Below are 18,415 nucleotides of genomic sequence, written 5' to 3' on the forward strand. Positions count from 1 at the left end.
AAAGGCTGTCTAAATATTTAGACAGCCTTTTTTATATGCTTATGGTTTCTTGAATTAATCCCTTCCTCCAAGTACTTGCATTCCCCAATAGACCAAGGTAGCCAAAGAACCGATAGCCGCTACCAAGTAGGTTCGCGCAGCCCACTTTAAGGCATCCTCTGAGCCCTTGTATTCTTGCGGGGTTACTATGTTCTTTGCTTTCAACCAAGCCAAGGCCCGGTTACTGGCATCGTATTCTACAGGTAGGGTGATAAAACTGAACAGGGTGGCCATGCCCATCATAACCAATCCGGCAACCGCGATCCAGTACCCAAGACCGACACCTGCGGCAGCACCTAGCATCAGACCGCCAAAAACGACCCACATAGACATTCCTGAGGTAACGCTTACTACAGGCACCAATTTAGAACGCATGGTCAACCATTCATACGCCTGTGCATGTTGTACGGCGTGTCCGCATTCATGGGCCGCTACCGCAGCAGAAGCCGCATTTCTTTGGTTATACACACCTTCACTTAGATTTACCGTTTTGTTCTTTGGGTTGTAATGATCGGTAAGCATACCGGCGGTAGAAACAACCTTAACATCGCGAATACCATGGTCGGCCAACATTTTTTCGGCTATTTCGGCACCGCTCATTCCATTGCTCAAATGCACTTTGGAATAATACTTAAACTTGCTCTTGAGCTTACTGCTCACCAACCAGCTTACTAAAGCTATGGCTCCTATCAAAATATAATATCCCATCATAACTATATTCCTTTTTAAAATTAAATTTAAAGATAATCAAAAACTCTTCATTTCATATACCGGCTCACTTCCCGTGAAGGCGAAGTGCGGCTTTTCATAATCCAGACGAAGGCAGACCCTCTGCAATCCGTTACCTTAGCAAAAGCAAAAACCCCGCCAAAAGAAATTGACAAGGTTTTACGAGATAGATTCTGCCAAAATGTCTTTGGCTTATTTGTACTTGAACTTTAAAACCAGCATTAAAAAAAGGAGGCAGGCCGTTACGGCATTGGCCAAGGTAACAGGCAGGCTACTGATCATCAAACCGTATACCAGCCACAGGACCACCCCTACAAATAGCACCAGATAGGTCGTAAGCGAAATGTCTTTGGTAGATTTGTCTACCCAAGTTTTGTAGACCTGGGGTACATAGCCGGCCGTGGTCAAAATAGCGGCCACCAACCCGAGAATTTCAATATAGTCCATATTATACCAAGTTGATGGCCGTATAGCTTAGCCTACGATGTTAACAATTTTACCGGGCACCACGATCACTTTTTTAGGCGTACGCCCTTGCAATTGCTGTTGCGTTTTTTCATGGGCCATTACCGCCGCCTCAATTTCATCTTTGCTCAAGTCTAGCGGGAGCTCAAGTTTAAAACGCATTTTTCCGTTAAAGGAAACCGGGTATTCCTTACTGCTTTCCACCAGGTATTTTTCTTCGAATTTCGGAAAAGATACCGTAGCGATCGAACCCTCATGGCCCAACTTGCTCCAAAGCTCCTCGGCAATATGGGGCGCGTAGGGCGATACTAAAATTGCCAAGGGCTCCAATACCGCACGGCTGTTACATTTCTGCGAACTCAATTCGTTTACTGCGATCATAAAGGTAGATACCGAGGTATTGAAACTAAAGTTCTCAATATCTCCCTCAACTTTTTTAATGGTCTTGTGCAGGGTCTTGTAACTGTCTTTTGACGGTTCTGCTTCCGACACCTCAAAGGCACCTTCCGGACCCGAATGGTACAAACGCCATAGTTTTTTCAAGAAACTGTGCACCCCCGTGATACCCGCAGTGTTCCATGGCTTGGATTGCTCCAAGGGCCCTAAGAACATTTCGTACAGACGCAATGAATCGGCTCCGTACTCCTCACAAATGGCATCGGGGTTGACCACGTTGTATTTGGACTTGGACATTTTCTCTACTTCGCGGCCAACAATGTATTTATCATTATCTCCATCAATCACCTCCCCATTTTCTCCAATAAAAACAGCTTCCCCATATTCTTCTCGCCAATTCCTGAATAACTCTAGATTCAATTCATCTGAAGCGTTTACAAAAGAAACATCAACTCTAATTGGCCTAATACCTAATGTCAAAGCCTTAAACTCCGAATTAGGGCCATATTTTTCATGTACAACCTTTAAGGCTTTATTTATTACCTCAAATTTATTATCATTTTTAACTTTTAAAGACAAATAAACCTTTGGCAAGCCCAAAGTACCTAACAATTCATACACAAAAGCACTCGTCCCCGTAATCATCCCCTGGTTGATCAACTTTTTAGCAAATTCATCTTTAGGCACCAAACCTAGATCGAACATAAACTTCTGCCAGAAACGACTATATAGCAAATGCCCCGTAGCATGCTCGCTTCCCCCAATGTACAAGTCCACATCTTGCCAGTATTCTATGGCTTCCTTAGAGAAGATCTCGTTCTCGTTATGCGGGTCCATGTACCTATTAAAGTACTGTGAGCTTCCCGCCCAACCTGGCATAGTGTTTAACTCAAGAGGAAAAACAGTTTTATTATCAATCTTATCATTGGCTACAACTTCATTTTTCCCTGTATCCCAAGCCCAAACGGTAGCATTGCCCAAAGGCGGCTCTCCGGTTTCGGTAGGTAAATATTTATCGACCTCCGGTAATTTTATAGGTAAATGTTCAGGAGCGATCATCTGTGGCATTCCATCTACATAATACACAGGAAAAGGCTCGCCCCAATAGCGCTGACGGCTAAAAACGGCATCGCGCAGACGGTAGTTGACCTTACCTTTTCCCACACCCAATTTTTCCAATTCGGCAATAGCCTTTGAAGTAGCCTCCTTATAGCCCAAGCCGTTCAAAAAGTCGGAATTGGCAATAACGGTGGTCGCCTTATCGGCAAAGGCTTCCTCTGATATATCGACCCCTTCAAAAATATTAGGGATAGGAATATTGAAATGCTTCGCAAAATCGTAGTCCCTTTGATCCCCACAAGGCACCGACATTACGGCTCCCGTACCATATCCGGCCAACACATAGTCACCGATCCAAACCGGAATCGGCTCTTTGGTAAACGGATGCTCGGCATAGGCTCCGGTAAAAGCACCTGAAATGGTCTTTACATCGGCCATACGTTCCCGTTCGCTACGTTTGGCCGTAGCTTCTATATAGGCCTCCACCTCCGCCTTCTGTTCGGGCGTGGTTATCTTGGTGACCAGTTCGTGCTCTGGGGCCAAGGTCATAAAACTCACCCCAAAAATAGTATCGGGACGGGTCGTAAATACGGCTATCTTATGTTCCGACCCTTTTAAGGCGAACTCCACCTCGGCACCTTCACTTCTACCGATCCAGTTGATCTGTGAATCTTTCAGGGGCTGCGGCCAATCTACCGTATCCAAGCCATCTAGCAAACGCTGGGCATAGGCTGTGATACGCATGCTCCACTGGGTCATTTTTTTACGGACTACCGGATGCCCCCCGCGTTCGGAGACCCCATTGACGATTTCGTCATTGGCCAAGACCGTACCTAGGGCGGGACACCAGTTGACCTCGCTTTCCGCCAAATAGGTCAGGCGGTATTTTAATAAAATTTCTTGCTTTTCCTTAGCTGAAAAGGCCTTCCAATCGGCCGCCGAAAACTGCGTTATATCTTCATCACAAACCGCCTGTACATTTGCATTCCCCTCTTGTTCGAATATGGAAATCAAATCTTCAATAGCTTCCGCCTTATCGGAAGCTTTATTGTACCACGAATTGAACAACTGAATAAAGATCCACTGCGTCCATTTGTAATACTGCGGATCGGAAGTACGTACCTCACGGCTCCAATCAAAAGAAAAGCCCAACTGATCCAGTTGCCTCCTATAGGTTTTTATATTGGCTTCCGTAGTAATGGCAGGATGCTGTCCGGTCTGGATGGCATACTGCTCCGCCGGCAAGCCAAAAGAATCGTAGCCTTGCGGGTGCAAGACATTAAAACCTTTGTGTCTTTTATAGCGTGCATAGATATCACTGGCGATGTACCCGAGCGGATGCCCCACATGTAATCCGGCACCCGAAGGGTAAGGAAACATGTCCAACACATAGTACTTTGGTTTATCGGAATTGTTCTCGGCCTTGAAGGTTTCGTTCTTGGCCCAAAAGTCTTGCCAATCTTTCTCTATTTTCCTAAAATCGTAGTGCATCTGATATCTTTCTTTTCAATGTGGCGCAAAAATAAGTTTATTCAATTTACTTTCCTAAATTTACGCCCGTATACGCGATTATGGGTAAGTCTTTTGAACAATATCAGAAACAAAAATTGATATCATCTTATTTTTCGGTGGTATTGAGCATTGCTTTGGTGCTATTTTTATTAGGAATTTTGGGTCTTTTGGTCATCAACACCAAGAAGATGGCCGATCACTTTAAAGAACAGATTACCATTTCCATTTTCCTAAAGGATGAAGCCAAAGAGTCTGAAATAGACCAATTACAAAAAAACCTTTTACAGGCCGAACACACCAAAAGTGCGGTATTCGTCTCAAAAGAAGAGGCCGCCGAACAGCACAGCGAGGAAATAGGCGAGGATTTTCAGAATTTCTTAGGGTACAATCCGCTTAAAAACTCCATCGACCTGCAATTACGGGCCGATTATGTCACCCCCCAAGAAATCGATTCATTGGCCACCACCCTTGCCCAAAAGACCTATATAGAAGAAGTAAGTTACGACAAGCCCTTGGTCGGCCTGTTGAGCGAGAACGTAAAACGGATCAGCTTTTGGATCTTGATCGCCAGTGGCGTACTTACGTTTATCGCTATTTTACTCATCAACAGCTCTATACGATTGAGTATTTACTCCAAACGCTTTATCATCAAGACCATGCAAATGGTAGGGGCCACCAAGACCTTTATTCGTCGTCCTTTTATATGGATGAATATCAAACTGGGTATGTTCGGGGCCCTAACCGCGCTTTTGGCCTTGACCGGGATCTTGTATTATTTAGACCAAAACTTTCCGGAACTGGAACTTTTTAAAGATATGGAACAACTGGGCATGCTCTATGCGGCAATTTTTGTCTTGGGTATTTTCATCTCACTGATCAGCACCTTTTTCGCAACACAACGGTTCTTGAACCTCAGGACCGATGAACTCTATTATTAAGCCCGCCAATATCGGCAGAAATACCCTTGAAACAATAAACCTTTACGACCATAAACTTTTTTAAATAGAACTTCGTTAAATTTGCAGCATGGGTAAGAAACAAAAAGAACACACAGGCAAACAGGTCACGCAAGAATTCATTTTTCAGAAAAAGAACTACACCTTCTTTTTCGTCGGTCTTGCATTTATAGCCATCGGCTTTATACTCATGAGCGGCGGCGGTAGTGATGACCCTAATGTATTCAACGAAGACATCTACAGTTTCAGAAGGATACGCTTAGCACCTACCCTAGTATTAATTGGATTAGGTATTGAGATATACGCCATATTGTTGAATCCGCACAAGAAGAAAGACTAATTTGGAGACGCTAGACGCCATCATTCTCGGTATCATTCAAGGATTGACCGAATTTTTACCCGTATCATCAAGTGGACACTTAGAATTGGGAAAAGCCATTTTAGGCGACCATTCCGTACCCGAAGAAAGCCTTTTGTTTACCGTGGTACTGCATTTTGCCACCGCCTTAAGCACCATTGTTGTTTTCAGGAAAGACATATGGGAAATCATCAGCGGTCTTTTGACTTTTAAATGGAACGAAGAAGCGCAATTCTCGGTAAAGATTATCATATCTATGTTGCCCGCCGTTTTTGTGGGCCTCTTCTTTGAGGAACAACTGGAAGCCTTTTTCGGGGGCAACGTTCGCTTTGTAGGCTTTATGCTATTGATAACGGCCGTTCTTTTATATTTTGCGGACAAAGCCAAGGACACGGATAAAAAAGTTAGCTTCGGCAACGCACTGATCGTCGGCATCTCACAGGCCATAGCCATGTTACCAGGTATTTCAAGAAGTGGCGCCACCATCTCCACATCGGTACTTTTGGGCGTAGACAAGACCAAGGCGGCCCGTTTTTCGTTCTTGATGGTCGTACCCCTGATCTTTGGAAAAATAGCAAAAGACCTTATGAGCGGCGACCTTAACTTTGACGGCGGAAACAATGTTGCCATGGGCGCAGGTTTTATCGCCGCCTTTGTAGCCGGTCTCGCTGCCTGCACCTGGATGATCCAATTGGTCAAGAAGAGCAAGCTTTCTTACTTCGCCATTTACTGCTTTGTTGTAGGGCTGATCGCCATTGCCTACGGTTTTATGAGTTAGAGCGATTTCAGTTTCGCTAAAAAGGGATTAATATTTTTTTACATGGATTCGCGTAGCAAAGAAGACTTTCTTGACGGACAAATATTGCTTATAGACAAGCCGCTAGGATGGTCGTCTTTTCAAGCCGTAAACAAATTAAAATGGGCCATTCGCTCAAAATTCAAACTCAAGAAGTTTAAAATCGGCCATGCGGGAACCTTAGATCCTTTAGCTACAGGACTACTCATCATTTGCTGCGGAAAGTTCACCAAGAAAATACCGGAGCTTCAAGGCCAGGTAAAGGAATATACGGGCACCATAACCCTCGGCGCCACCACCCCTTCGTACGATTTGGAAACCGAAGTCGACCAAACCTACCCTACCGAACATATCACCAAAGCCTTGCTCAACGAGACCCTCTTACAATTTATAGGCGATATCGAGCAACGCCCCCCTGTATTTTCGGCCCTAAAAAAAGACGGCAAGCGCCTTTACGAATATGCCCGCGAAGGAAAGGACGTGGAAATAAAAACAAGGATCGTAAACGTTTCGACTTTTGAAATCACCCAAATGAAGCTGCCCGAGCTAAAATTCAGGATTGTTTGCAGTAAAGGCACCTACATTAGATCTTTGGCACACGATTTGGGGCAAGCATTAGGGAGCGGAGGCCATTTATCTGAACTCAGGAGAACCAAAATAGGAGAATACAACGTAAATACAGCCACAGATCCTAATGTTTTTGCGGAAAATCTACTGGGAAAAACGACAAAATCGTAAAAAGAACACCTTAGTCTTTCCGTTCAACGAATAATTAAAATATTTTTTTAAAATTGTGGTTATACCACCATGACCTTGAACCGTAAACACTTATCGTTTCTTATCACCATCTTTTCGATGTCCATAATCGTGTTGGCCTTGTACAACATTCATTTAGGACAAGACAAGGAGCAGGATGAGTACGTGGTGGAAATGATGCTGGAAGAAGATATTGAAGAGCTTCTCGAAAAAAAGGAAGAGCTGGAAGAAGAAATTGAAAAATCGGAGCCCCTTAAAAGCCACATGGCGTACAACGAAACGGCAAAGCCGAGCTACGGCAACCCAGAACCCTTAAAAACCCTTGAGGAGTTGATGGAGGAAAAATTGGCCGCCGAGAATAACGACGACCCAACGGGCATGCTTTCAGATTCCGAATACGCGGAACGCGTAAAGGAACTTAAAAAGAAGCGCCAGGAAGCCAAGCAACTATTAGGCGAAAAAGAAGCACAGAAGAAAGAATTCACCAATAACTTGGCCAAACGCCGAACTTCGGTTTCCTATTCTTTGGTAAACCGTAGCTACTACAAGTTACCCCCTCCCATATACACCTGTATCGAAGGAGGAAAAGTGGTCATAAACATTCAAGTAGATGCCACAGGCAATGTTGTCGATGCCGATTACAACGCCAAAAGTTCCGGAACTACAAACGGCTGTCTCATAGACAACGCCATAGCCTACGCTTTAAAGGCGAAATTTAGCTCTGGTGAAAAGTCCATACAAAAAGGTACGATTACCTACCTATTTCAAGGGAAGGCGCGCTAAGAGTTCCTTCAACATTGTTTGCCCCTTATCTTTATTGTACCATTGCTGTAAATCCTCTTTGATTTCAGGTAACAGCGTTCCGTGTTTTGCCTTATGGTCGGCCACCAATTTTGCGGCAGGCTCAGGCCGCGGTCCCCAATCAGCAAGTACTTCTTGGTTTTCACGATCCCAAAAAATCAATTTAGGGATAGACATTCCGCCATTGGTCAAAAACTGGTTCATAAGGTCTATATTCTCATCCCTCAAAACCACTTTAAAATCGATATGTTCGTTCAACTGGGCCACCTTATTGATAACGGGCAAGGCCGGCGCAGCATCCCCACACCAACTTTCGGTCAAAACGATCATTTGCAATTTTTTGCCGAGCTTGGCAATTTGCGCAACATGCTCATCACTAAGCTTAACGGTCTTATCAAAACGTTTCATCCGTCTATCGTTAAGCATGGTATAATTGGCCAAGGCTTCCGTCTGGTTCGGTCCGGTAGACTTCCCCTCTATGGCCAATTGGCTAACCATGGCACGATAATCGTCGTACGAAATTGCTTGCGACAAGGCTTTTTCAAGTAATTGCTGCGTATTGTTCAATGTTGTAGGTATTGCCATTTCAATCTTCTTTAATTCGTTACAAAGTTAACACTCTGTCGGTACAGCTTGCGTAACTTGGGTAACATTGGTAGCACTTTCCCACAAGAACTTACATCTGCCTCGTTGAAAGGGGCCTCAACAAGAACAAAGTCCGATTTACGATACTAAAACACACTTTCAATGCATTGATCCAAAGGGCACCTTCCACTAAAAAACGATTACTAGACAAACCTTGATTCATAATTTCTTAATATTGGACTGCAAAACATCGATTGAAAGTAACACAAGCATAACCTTTTGTTCATAAAGACGTATTTTCGCGATTCAAAAAACAAAATGGAAAAACAAAGATGCGGTTGGTGCAAAGGCGACCCCCTTTACGAGGCCTACCATGACGTAGAATGGGGGGCACCGGTAAAGGACGACGATACCCTTTTCGAGTTCTTGGTCTTGGAAACCTTTCAGGCCGGATTGAGCTGGATTACCATTTTAAAGAAGCGCGAAAATTTCAGAAAGGCCCTAGATAATTTCGATTACCGCAAAATAGCCCGGTACGAAGAAAGTAAGATACAAGCCTTACTGAACGATGCCGGAATCATCAGAAACAAATTAAAGGTAGGAGCAACAGTTTCCAATGCTTTGGCGTTTATGAAGGTGCAAGATGAATTTGGAAGTTTTAGCGATTATGTCTGGAGTTTTGTTAACCATAGCCCCATAAAGAACAGGGTAGAAAATTACAAAAATGGCCCTGCCACCACAGAAATTTCGGATGCCCTGAGCAAAGACCTGAAAAAACGAGGTTTCAAGTTTGTGGGCAGTACCGTAACCTATGCCTTTATGCAGGCCGTAGGTATGGTCAACGACCATGAAATCTCATGTTTTAGGTATGAGCAAGTGTAGTTAAAAAATGAACCTTACAGAAAGTATAGCGATATGAATTTTAAGTCTATTTTCCTTTTAGTATTTATTTTCTCCTTTGGTACCGGTACACTCTTCGCCCAAGTCAAAAGTGAGCGCGAACACCGTATTCGAAAATCACAATTTCCGGAAAAGGCCCTTATGGGCATCGAGGAAAAATTGGAAAATGCGAGGCAAATACGTTTTTACAAGGAAATAGACAGCAACGAGGTCAGCTACAAGGTTAAGTTTAAAAAAGACCGTTTGCGATACGGTATAAAATTCAACAACGACAGCAATATCGAAGCCATTGAATTTGAAATAAAGCCGGTAGACATCCCCAACGATTCCTATTCCCAAATCATCGCTTATCTGGAAAATAATTTCGAAAAATACCGCGTACAAAAAATACAACAACAATATCTTACCGAAGGTAACGACATAGACCAAAGCCTGAAAGATGCCTTTCAAAACCTGATGCTTCCCTCCATTACCTACAAATTTTCCGTCAAAGGCAGGAAGAACGGTAAGGATGTTGAAAAATTTGAAATCATCTTTAATGCCGAAGGTAAATTGGAATTGATCAAAAAGGCCCTACCTCCAAACTATGACCATATACTATATTAAAAAGCTCTTTGTTCTTTTTAGCTTGTTGTTGAGCAGTTTGGGGTTCTGCCAAGAGAATCTCACAGGCTATTTTCAGCCCGATATTTCGTTGAAATATAAGGTGAGCACCAATTATTCACATAGTTTCAAGGCAGCCCAGCGCGCCTATATTTACGAAGATGATTTTTCATATCGTATCAGACAAATTGACCTTGTTCACTTTTCCTCTTTTAAAATCGACCCGAAACAAAGTTTGGCCCTTGGGGTACAGTACCGCTTCAGGCACACTTTCGATGAACCGGAAGAGAACGAACTAAGAACGGTACAGCAGTACAAATATTCGCATAGCAACAAAAACCTAAACATGGGTAGCCGTTTTCGGGCCGAACAGCGCATCACGCCTTCATTGACCGTTCATCGCTTTCGGTATCGCTTCGCGATCGACTTTCCTTTAAAAGGTGAAGAACTTGACGTAGGAGACCCATATTTTTCCGCTTCCGCAGAACCACTCCTTAGTGTCTCCAAAGGCGAGAGCCCCATATACGACCAACGTCTCACATCGCACTTCGGTTGGTTGCTCGACCACGGAACAAAATTGGAAATCGGTGCCGAGTATCGCGCAGAAGACTATACACAGGCGACACAGCATATCTTCTTCTTACTCACCTCGCTTATTTTCAGCCTTTAGAATTTGAATGAATTCAGAACGGGGGATTTCTTGGGCGCCCAAACTCTCAAGATGGGACGTATAGATCTGGCAATCGATGAGCCTATAGTTTTTTGCTTCCAGTTCCTGAGCCATTTTGATGAAGGCAAACTTTGAGGCATTGCTCACCTTGCTGAACATGCTTTCCCCGCAGAAAACAGTCCCTAGGTCTACACCGTAGAGTCCGCCCACGAGCCTATCGTTTTCCCAGACTTCGTACGAGGTGGCATATCCTTTTTCATACAGTTGCAGATAGGCCCTTTTCATCTTATCGGTTATCCACGTGCCGTCTTGGCCTTCTCTTTCAATGCTGGAACAGGCTTCGATGACAGCTTCAAAAGACTGGTTTTTGGTCAACTTAAACCTGTCGTCGCGCAATACTTTACGCATGCTTTTAGAGATTTTCACATCCTTTGGACGAAGCACCATTCTAGGGTCGGGGCTCCACCACAGCAATAGCGCATCAGTATTGAACCAGGGGAAAATACCGCTTTTGTAGGCCAACAACAAACGTTCGACCGACAGATCGCCCCCGGCCGCCAAGAGGCCATCGTCTTGGGCATATTCCACCGGAGGAAACACCAAGGCTTCGCCGAGAAAAAATAAACTGTTTTGAGCTTCGTTTCCTTTCACCCTTTCGTTTTAGAGATATTGCAAAAATAGCCAAAAGCCCCGTTAGGCAGTCTAGCTAACGGGGCTTTTATAATTTTCTTCACGGGCCTGATCAGCCCATGTAAAACTTAAAAGGGTAAATCGTCGTGATCTTCCTCATTTAGGTTGTCAGCAGGTTGAAACGCTTCCGCTGGTGGCACAGGCGGCATTCCAGGCGCGCTTTGTTCCGCTTGAACAGCCTCGATTCTCCAACCTTGGATAGAATTGAAATATTTAACCTCACCCTGTGGGTTGGTCCATTCCCTACCTCTTAAGTTGATACTGATCTTTACGTCTTGACCTACACTAAAGTTATTCAACAAATCGGTTTTATCTTGTACAAACTCTACCATTATATGTTGTGGGTACTGTTCTTCGGTAGTTACCACTATCTCGCGCTTTCTAAACCCGTTATTCCCGAAGGTTTGGGTTTCCCCGATCATTTTTACTTTTCCTTGAACTTCCATGATTATGAATTATATGTGAACTAATTTTTATAGTGGATAAAAGTAGTTTTAATCGCATAATCCACCTAAAAAAACAAATAGAAGTTATTAAAGGTTATCAGCTATAAGCGATAATAGAATTTTACCCCCAAAGATGGGTTGGGACCAAAATCCCGGCCTTCCTTATCATACAAGGAAGAATACCATTCGCGAAAAACATCGGTGCTTTCTAGGTTTTCCACATCGAGATATTCACTGTTGCGCCAACGGAAACCGATTCCTCCATAAAAGTTCAATCCGACCTTTTGTCCCAAGTTCAAAAACAAACCAAACTTAAGGTGCATTCCATATTTTTGACGTTCGAACCGAGCCCGGTCATAACGAAAATCTTCACCGTTTTCAGTCTGGTACTCCCCATTGGAAAAGATATTGGCCTGGTCGATATAAAACAGTTCGGCAGAAATATATTTTAGGGTTCTCGCCTTAGGGTTGAGCACATAATGAAACTCGGGCCTTATTTCCCATAAGCGGTAACTATCCCCAAGATGATTGCTCAAGAAGCCTATTCCCTTATTGCCATAACCGATGTCGACACCCATTTTCACATGGGGCGCTACATGCTGGATATAGCCAAGCCGCAACCTAGGGGCATAAATATCCAAAGATGAAAAAGGACTAACAGTAATATACGAAGAGGCCCCACTTTGACGGGCCACGTCATTTTCCTGCGAAAATGCATGGGGCACGACCAGAAGTAACAAGAGCAAAACGGACAGGTGGGTTTTCATAATACGCAAAGGAATAGATGATCGTTAATTTCACCTGAAACACTTCAACCCATATAAACCCTACTAAAATACTGGTTTTCCTGTAGATTACTCCGCCAACAATACCTTCCATGCGGAAAGCACATCGTTCTTATGTAAATATTCTTGGGCCTTTAACTCTAGCGGCTTTCTTTCCCCTCCACTGAGCAAAGACCTTATTTCGATATGCTCCGCTACAAAATCTTCTACCGATTTACGGTCGGGTATTTCCTCGATATTGCCCAACATTCCCAAATCGTTACCGGTGAGGGTCTTGCTCAAACGAATATGTTCGGGTATTTGATCAAAGCCGATCCCCAAGGAAGACAAGGGCTTGGGCACTTCGAACAATCCTAGATTGGCCCTGCTGTACCAATTGCCTCCCATACGCGCCACTTGATCGATCTTACATTGATCGATTACCCCGTTTTCATCAAGAATATCGGGGTCGACATGTATTTTTACCACTTCGGAAAACACCAAGTTACCCGCACCGCCTTCACGCCCCAAGGCCTCCACCTTGCTTACCTTACATTCAAATTGTACAGGCGATTCGGCCACACGAAAAGGCCTTACGATATCTGAAGATCGCATAGTCAGGCCCGCCTTTTCAAATTCGTTCACTCCCTTGGCGTATTCGGTACTCGACAAAGACATTTGCTGTACCATATTGTAATTGACGACATTTATAACCACCTCTTTGGTCAACAACACGTTCTGCAAGGTATGCTTTGTGGTGTTGTCACGCACCCTACGCGCCGGTGAGAAAATCAAAATAGGAGGCTTGGCGCTGAACACATTAAAAAAACTAAAGGGAGACAGGTTGGGGTTTCCCTTTTCATCTACCGTACTGGCAAACGCAATTGGCCTGGGACCTACGGCCCCCAAAAGATAAGCATGCAACTGAGCGGTAGAAACCGCTTCGGGTAGTACTGAAATCATTTCTTTTGCCATAGCATAAAGATAAGAAAATAGAATCCATCAAAAACACCGATGCCCATCTACCCTACATCTTTTTCTTCATATTTACCTTATCTTTGACGGGTTCAACCCTTAACGAAATACGGGCTTGGACCCATTCAATAGGTATTTATGCGGATGAATTTCAATCCTAAAAATAAAACATCGAATTTCATTTTACTCATTACCTCCTTTGGTATTGTGAGCCTTATACTGTGGAATACGAACAGTTTCTTTAAAAAGTTCAAGGAAGAAGAACGGCTTAAGATGGAAATTTGGGCCACGGCACAATCGGAATTCCAACAATCGTCGGAAGATACCGATCTGGGCAACCTACACCTCAAAGTTTTCCAGAACAACACCTCGACCCCCATGATCTTGGTCAACAAAGACGGTTCGTACAAGACCAATAACATGGATAAGCAGAAAGTAAGCGACTCTGTTTATGTTCAAAATAGAATACGGAAGTTCGAAAGCGAGAACAAACCCATTTCAATAAACCAACAGGGCGAACATTTGGCTACGCTTTATTACGGCAATTCGGAGGTTTTGAACAAATTGAAATACTACCCCATAGCCCTCTTATTGATCATGTTTTTGTTCGGGGCGGTAATCTTCTTCTTTTTCAAGACCAACAAGGCCTCTGAACAGAACAAACTATGGGCAGGCATGGCCAAGGAAACGGCACACCAGATCGGTACGCCCTTATCTTCCTTATTGGGATGGAACGAACTTTTAAAAAGCGAAAACATCAACCCCCAGATTACCAAGGAAATCTCAAAGGATATTTCTAGGCTAGAGACCATTACCGAACGCTTTTCAAAAATAGGTTCGCTACCCAAGCTCGACCCCCACGATATTGTAAAAGAAACCAAAGATGCCTACGACTACCTAAAATTGCGTAGCTCAAAACTGATCGATTTCTCGTTCTCTTCAAATGTAGGTCAGCTTCCGGTATTACTGAACCGCTCCCTCTACAATTGGACGATAGAAAACCTGGTCAAAAACGGTATCGACGCCATGAAGGGCAAGGGAAGCATCCACATAGAGATACGAAGCGAGGGCAAACAAGTACACGTACAAGTTTCGGATACCGGCCACGGCATACCCAAAAGTGACTTCCAGACCATTTTCAACCCTGGGGTAACCAGCAAAAAAAGAGGTTGGGGCTTGGGCCTTTCGTTGGTAAAAAGAATCGTTGAAGAGTACCATAAGGGGAAGATAAAAGTACTTTCGTCGAATAAGCAGGGTACAGTTATGCAGGTTACCCTAAAGGCTTTAAGTTAGAAGGTCGAAAACCCTAAGACCTCTATTTTCGTATAAAAAGAGTATATTCAGAAATAAGAGATTTTATTTTTTACAAGCAGTTGAAATGGCAAAGGAAAAATTAGTGATGATCAAGGAAGCGGAACTGACAAACAATTGCCCGGAATGCTTCAATCAAGATTTAAAGGTTTCTTTTTACCAAAAACACAAGTATGGCAAACTCTTTCATTCCATTACGAATGAGGTTACGCATGAAATCGTATGCAATAAATGTGAGTCGAAAATCTATCCTGTAAGTTGGACGGACGATATTGAGCGTAGTTTCAAGTACTACCAAAAAATGGTGACCCCTGATCGCAACACCCTAAAATTTACTCCCCTATTCTGGGTTTTAATCTTGCTTATCGTGGCCATAGTGGCCGCTGGTATTTATTTTACGATTCAGCAGACCTAGCCTAGTTCGGCGCGGATCTTCGCGGCAATCGTTTCAAATTCTTCCTTGGCAAGTGAGACCTTGTGCTGAAAAGTAGCCTCTTGCATACTGTTCAAAGGTATAAGATGAACATGAACGTGCGGCACCTCAAGGCCAATGACCGTCATTCCTACCCGTTTACAATCGATGGCAGTTTCAATGGCCTTCCCCACTTTTCGTGAAAAGGCCATGAGTCCCATATAGGTAGCCTCGTCAAGATCCATAATCTTATCTACCTCTTTCTTCGGAATACAAAGAGTATGCCCCTTGGCGTTGGGGTTGATATCTAAAAAGGCGAAATAGTCATCGTCTTCCGCTATTTTATAACAGGGAATTTCGCCGTTGATGATTTTTGTGAAGATCGATGCCATAGCGCTCTAAAATTTTATGCTCTTGTAATCTCTAAAATATCGAATTTCAAGGTTCCGTTCGGTACGGTTATCTCAGCGGTATCGCCTACTTTTTTACCCAACAGTCCTTTACCTATAGGTGAGCTTACCGAAATCTTGCCTGTTTTCAGGTCGGCCTCGCTCTCGGCTACCAAGGTGTATTTCATTTCCATACCGTTGGTCTGGTTCTTCAATTTAACGGTAGAAAGCACCAGTACCTTAGAGGTGTCCAATTGAGATTCATCAATAAGACGCGCATTGGAAAGGATTTCCTCCATCTTAGAGATCTTGAGCTCCAATAGGCCTTGGGCCTCTTTGGCCGCGTCGTACTCCGCATTTTCGGAAAGGTCACCCTTATCACGTGCTTCGGCGATGGCTTGGGAAGCTTTGGGTCGTTCAACATCTTTCAATTGATTCAACTCGTCCCTTAATTTTTGTAGTCCTTCTTTTGTATAGTAAGATACGTTACTCATATGATACTCGTTTAATATATCAGGTAAAATAGGAAAATCCTCTACATAGACCGTAACATTGCAGCCATTTTAGAGAGGATTTAACGCAAATATACATAAATTTTGTTCACTTTTGCTGTACGGATTTTTAACCTACATCCTTTTCTATGAAGCGTTTGTTCAGCATACTTATTGTCTTATCAACCTTATCGTGTAGCAAAGATGGGGTTGTGCGCAATCCCTACTTGCAAGAGGTGGGTTTTCGGTTCGATATGAACCTCAACCTTCCCAAGTACAGTCAGCTGACCAATATCGGAAGTATCGTTTTCGTCGACAATGCGGGTGTGGGCATAAGAGGCATTTATGTCATTCAATCGGGTATTGACCAATACCGTGCCTTCGAGGCCACCTGCCCCAACCACGTGCCCAACGATTGCTCTACCATGACCCAGAACGGCCTAGAGGTTACCTGTTCGTGCGACGACCTTGTTTACAACCTATTCACCGGTCAACTGATCAACCCACCGGAAGAGGGCAAACGGTATTACGACATGCTCGAATATCGCGCTACACGCAGCGGCAGGATCATACTGGTCACCAACTAGCACTTTTACTCGTTTCTATAGCGCTCCATAATGGCCTTGAAAAGTTCACCCGTACTAGGCGGGGTGTAAGAAATAGCATTGGCCCCGGCCTCGATGGCCGACACAATGGTTTCATCCGTTTTTCCCCCAGTGGCAATGATCGCAACCTCATCATCGATATCCCTTATACGCTTAATGATATCGGTAGTTTTACCCGCCCCTGAAACATTAAAGATATCGATACCGGCCCGTATCCTTCCCTTAATATCATCTTTTTCAGATACAATGGTAATGGTTACCGGAATATCGATTCGGTCTTTCAACTGCCGGATCAGGTCATTGGGGGCCGGCTTGTTCAAGACTACCCCTAAGGCCCCTTGAAAATCGGCATGTACGGCCAACTCAATAGACCGGTTACCCGTAGTGATTCCTCCCCCTACGCCACAAAAAATAGGCTTATCGGCCGCCAAAATCAAGGCATTGGAAATGGTGGGCTGTGGTGTAAACGGGTAGACCGCAATAATGGCATTGGCATTGGTATTGCGTATGATGGCCACATCGGTACTGAACAAAAAAGACTTTAACAATTGCCCGAAAACACGAATACCCGAGCACTCGTCTATAATTTCAGGGACGGCTACGATATTCTTCCGCAGCTTACTTCCAAAGGCCGGTACTTTTTTCATATGCTCTTGGGTATTTTTAACCATTATACTTCAGTAAAACTGCAGGGCCAGGCCGTCTATAGACTACCTAAAATACGGTCCATTACCCAACTGGTATGCAAGGCCGTCTTTCCTGTTGACGGATGGCTTTTACCCCCGAACAGATCCTCCCTTAAATTTTCAACATGAAATTGCTGCACATGTTCGGGATGGGCTATAAACAAGCGCTTTTCGCCCTTGGCATTGACCAAGACCACATCGGCCTCCTCAAAAACGGAAAAACCGATCTTACCTTCACTTCCGTAAATCTCGACCAAGTCTTCCCTTTGGTGGGTTCCAAAATTCCATGTACCCGAACCCGTGATGCCCTTTTTATGAAGCCAATGCCCCGTTATGGCATCTTTGGCGGTATACAAGCCCTGTTGGTTCAGTGCCGTTCCGTAAGCCTCGTCAAAATCACCCAACAAATAGGCAAAGAGATCTAGGCCGTGACTGGCCAAATCGTCAAAATACCCGCCCGGGGCCACTTGGGCATCGGTACGCCAATTGTACTGCCCGCTTAAATCGACTTCATTGGGCGGTTTTCCCAAAAACCAACGAATGTGGCGGACTTCCCCTATTTGATGGGTATCCAACCATTCCTTCACCTTTAAAAAACGCGGTAAGGAACGACGGTAATACGCTACGAAAAGGGGTATGTTTTTCTTTGCAAATGCTTGCTCGACCTCAAGACTATCGGCATAGCTCGGAGCCATCGGTTTTTCAATACAACAAGGCTTTCCCGCAGCAGCGACCTTTAGCGCATATCGCTTATGACTATCGGGAGGCGTGGCGATATAGACGGCATCTACCTCTTCATCGTTTATAAGGGCATCGGCATCTGAATAGTATTTAGGAATACCATGCCTTTTGGCGTAATCAGCAGCTTTCCCGGCATCGCGCCGCATAACGGCCACGACTTCAAAACCTTCCGTTTTTTGATAGGCCGGTCCGCTTTTGACTTCGGTTACATTTCCGCAACCTAAAATACCCCAGCGAATTTTAGTTTTATTCATCGTTTCACTCATATAGCCATTACTTT

The 18,415-nt window shown here is 44.1% G+C and carries 23 protein-coding genes; 11 read left to right on the forward strand and 12 right to left on the reverse strand.

What is annotated here, in order from left to right:
* Positions 1-54 precede the first annotated feature (54 nt).
* The 3 genes from ZOBGAL_RS06245 to ZOBGAL_RS06255 form a co-directional block, all read right to left on the reverse strand.
* The gene (locus tag ZOBGAL_RS06245; protein WP_013992682.1) at positions 55-750 is read right to left on the reverse strand and encodes a zinc metallopeptidase; all 696 of its coding nucleotides are present in this window, start codon (positions 748-750) and stop codon (positions 55-57) included.
* A gap of 210 nt (positions 751-960) precedes the next feature.
* Positions 961-1,215 carry a SemiSWEET family sugar transporter gene (locus ZOBGAL_RS06250; RefSeq protein ID WP_013992683.1) on the reverse strand — a complete coding sequence of 85 codons (255 nt, stop codon included), beginning with the start codon at positions 1,213-1,215 and terminating at the stop codon, positions 961-963.
* Between the two features lie 27 nt (positions 1,216-1,242).
* The gene (locus tag ZOBGAL_RS06255) at positions 1,243-4,179 is read right to left on the reverse strand and encodes a leucine--tRNA ligase (protein WP_013992684.1); all 2,937 of its coding nucleotides are present in this window, start codon (positions 4,177-4,179) and stop codon (positions 1,243-1,245) included.
* A gap of 80 nt (positions 4,180-4,259) precedes the next feature.
* Between ZOBGAL_RS06255 and ZOBGAL_RS06260 the strand changes: the two genes are divergently transcribed.
* The 5 genes from ZOBGAL_RS06260 (at position 4,260) to ZOBGAL_RS06280 (ending at position 7,849) form a co-directional block, all read left to right on the forward strand.
* Positions 4,260-5,138 (forward strand): cell division protein FtsX, encoded by an 879-nt coding sequence (locus ZOBGAL_RS06260; protein WP_013992685.1) that lies wholly within the window; start codon positions 4,260-4,262, stop codon positions 5,136-5,138.
* 88 nt (positions 5,139-5,226) lie between these two features.
* Positions 5,227-5,496: a DUF3098 domain-containing protein gene (locus ZOBGAL_RS06265; protein ID WP_013992686.1), complete on the forward strand. Its 270-nt coding sequence runs from the start codon at positions 5,227-5,229 to the stop codon at positions 5,494-5,496.
* Between the two features lies 1 nt (position 5,497).
* A complete protein-coding gene (locus ZOBGAL_RS06270; RefSeq protein ID WP_013992687.1) occupies positions 5,498-6,292 on the forward strand; it encodes an undecaprenyl-diphosphate phosphatase in 795 nt (264 codons plus the stop codon).
* A 42-nt stretch (positions 6,293-6,334) separates the two neighbouring features.
* Positions 6,335-7,048 (forward strand): tRNA pseudouridine(55) synthase TruB, encoded by a 714-nt coding sequence (gene truB, locus ZOBGAL_RS06275; protein ID WP_013992688.1) that lies wholly within the window; start codon positions 6,335-6,337, stop codon positions 7,046-7,048.
* A gap of 117 nt (positions 7,049-7,165) precedes the next feature.
* The gene (locus ZOBGAL_RS06280; protein ID WP_316932903.1) at positions 7,166-7,849 is read left to right on the forward strand and encodes an energy transducer TonB; all 684 of its coding nucleotides are present in this window, start codon (positions 7,166-7,168) and stop codon (positions 7,847-7,849) included.
* On the opposite strand, the gene ZOBGAL_RS06285 is transcribed toward ZOBGAL_RS06280, so the two are convergent.
* Positions 7,826-8,452 (reverse strand): thioredoxin family protein, encoded by a 627-nt coding sequence (locus ZOBGAL_RS06285; RefSeq protein ID WP_013992690.1) that lies wholly within the window; start codon positions 8,450-8,452, stop codon positions 7,826-7,828. The genes ZOBGAL_RS06280 and ZOBGAL_RS06285 overlap by 24 nt on opposite strands.
* 318 nt (positions 8,453-8,770) lie before the next feature.
* On the opposite strand from ZOBGAL_RS06285, the gene ZOBGAL_RS06290 reads away from it, so the two are divergent.
* From ZOBGAL_RS06290 to ZOBGAL_RS06300, 3 genes are read left to right on the forward strand one after another with little or no spacing between them, the layout of a single operon-like run.
* The gene (locus tag ZOBGAL_RS06290; RefSeq protein ID WP_013992691.1) at positions 8,771-9,334 is read left to right on the forward strand and encodes a DNA-3-methyladenine glycosylase I; all 564 of its coding nucleotides are present in this window, start codon (positions 8,771-8,773) and stop codon (positions 9,332-9,334) included.
* A gap of 33 nt (positions 9,335-9,367) precedes the next feature.
* On the forward strand, positions 9,368-9,958 hold the full coding sequence (locus ZOBGAL_RS06295; protein ID WP_013992692.1) for a hypothetical protein: 591 nt from the start codon (positions 9,368-9,370) through the stop codon (positions 9,956-9,958).
* Complete coding sequence (locus ZOBGAL_RS06300) at positions 9,939-10,625, forward strand: DUF2490 domain-containing protein (protein WP_013992693.1); 687 nt, start codon at positions 9,939-9,941, stop codon at positions 10,623-10,625. Before ZOBGAL_RS06295 ends, ZOBGAL_RS06300 begins: the two co-directional genes overlap by 20 nt.
* Here the strand turns inward: ZOBGAL_RS06300 and aat are convergent.
* The 4 genes from aat to ZOBGAL_RS06320 all read right to left on the reverse strand — a co-directional run bounded on the left by aat (position 10,596) and on the right by ZOBGAL_RS06320 (position 13,500).
* Entirely contained in the window at positions 10,596-11,276 is a 681-nt protein-coding gene (aat, locus tag ZOBGAL_RS06305) for a leucyl/phenylalanyl-tRNA--protein transferase (RefSeq protein WP_013992694.1), read from the reverse strand. The two genes, ZOBGAL_RS06300 and aat, sit on opposite strands and share 30 nt — an antisense overlap.
* Before the next feature lie 107 nt (positions 11,277-11,383).
* Positions 11,384-11,761, reverse strand: coding sequence for a DUF3127 domain-containing protein (locus ZOBGAL_RS06310; RefSeq protein WP_013992695.1), 378 nt, complete (start codon positions 11,759-11,761; stop codon positions 11,384-11,386).
* Positions 11,762-11,862: 101 nt separating this feature from the next.
* Positions 11,863-12,528, reverse strand: a complete 666-nt coding sequence (locus tag ZOBGAL_RS06315; RefSeq protein WP_013992696.1) for a hypothetical protein — start codon at positions 12,526-12,528, stop codon at positions 11,863-11,865.
* An 87-nt stretch (positions 12,529-12,615) separates the two neighbouring features.
* Positions 12,616-13,500, reverse strand: a complete 885-nt coding sequence (locus ZOBGAL_RS06320) for a flavin reductase family protein (protein WP_013992697.1) — start codon at positions 13,498-13,500, stop codon at positions 12,616-12,618.
* A 144-nt stretch (positions 13,501-13,644) separates the two neighbouring features.
* Here ZOBGAL_RS06320 and ZOBGAL_RS06325 point away from each other — a divergent pair, with 144 nt between their 5' ends.
* Entirely contained in the window at positions 13,645-14,793 is a 1,149-nt protein-coding gene (locus ZOBGAL_RS06325; protein WP_046287375.1) for a sensor histidine kinase, read from the forward strand.
* Between the two features lie 85 nt (positions 14,794-14,878).
* Positions 14,879-15,226, forward strand: a complete 348-nt coding sequence (locus tag ZOBGAL_RS06330; RefSeq protein ID WP_013992699.1) for a hypothetical protein — start codon at positions 14,879-14,881, stop codon at positions 15,224-15,226.
* Here the strand turns inward: ZOBGAL_RS06330 and ZOBGAL_RS06335 are convergent.
* Together ZOBGAL_RS06335 and greA are read right to left on the reverse strand one after the other, a co-directional pair.
* Positions 15,223-15,615 carry an HIT family protein gene (locus ZOBGAL_RS06335; RefSeq protein WP_013992700.1) on the reverse strand — a complete coding sequence of 131 codons (393 nt, stop codon included), beginning with the start codon at positions 15,613-15,615 and terminating at the stop codon, positions 15,223-15,225. The two genes, ZOBGAL_RS06330 and ZOBGAL_RS06335, sit on opposite strands and share 4 nt — an antisense overlap.
* 14 nt (positions 15,616-15,629) lie before the next feature.
* Positions 15,630-16,106, reverse strand: a complete 477-nt coding sequence (greA, locus tag ZOBGAL_RS06340) for a transcription elongation factor GreA (protein ID WP_013992701.1) — start codon at positions 16,104-16,106, stop codon at positions 15,630-15,632.
* 146 nt (positions 16,107-16,252) lie between these two features.
* On the opposite strand from greA, the gene ZOBGAL_RS06345 reads away from it, so the two are divergent.
* Complete coding sequence (locus ZOBGAL_RS06345) at positions 16,253-16,690, forward strand: hypothetical protein (protein WP_013992702.1); 438 nt, start codon at positions 16,253-16,255, stop codon at positions 16,688-16,690.
* A 5-nt stretch (positions 16,691-16,695) separates the two neighbouring features.
* Here the strand turns inward: ZOBGAL_RS06345 and ZOBGAL_RS06350 are convergent, their stop codons facing one another.
* Both ZOBGAL_RS06350 and ZOBGAL_RS06355 read right to left on the reverse strand, forming a co-directional pair.
* On the reverse strand, positions 16,696-17,355 hold the full coding sequence (locus ZOBGAL_RS06350; RefSeq protein ID WP_046287799.1) for a hydrolase: 660 nt from the start codon (positions 17,353-17,355) through the stop codon (positions 16,696-16,698).
* A gap of 56 nt (positions 17,356-17,411) precedes the next feature.
* Positions 17,412-18,389, reverse strand: coding sequence for a Gfo/Idh/MocA family protein (locus ZOBGAL_RS06355; protein WP_013992704.1), 978 nt, complete (start codon positions 18,387-18,389; stop codon positions 17,412-17,414).
* Positions 18,390-18,415 lie beyond the last annotated feature (26 nt).

The sequence above is a fragment of the Zobellia galactanivorans genome (assembly GCF_000973105.1).
Lineage (GTDB): Bacteria > Bacteroidota > Bacteroidia > Flavobacteriales > Flavobacteriaceae > Zobellia > Zobellia galactanivorans.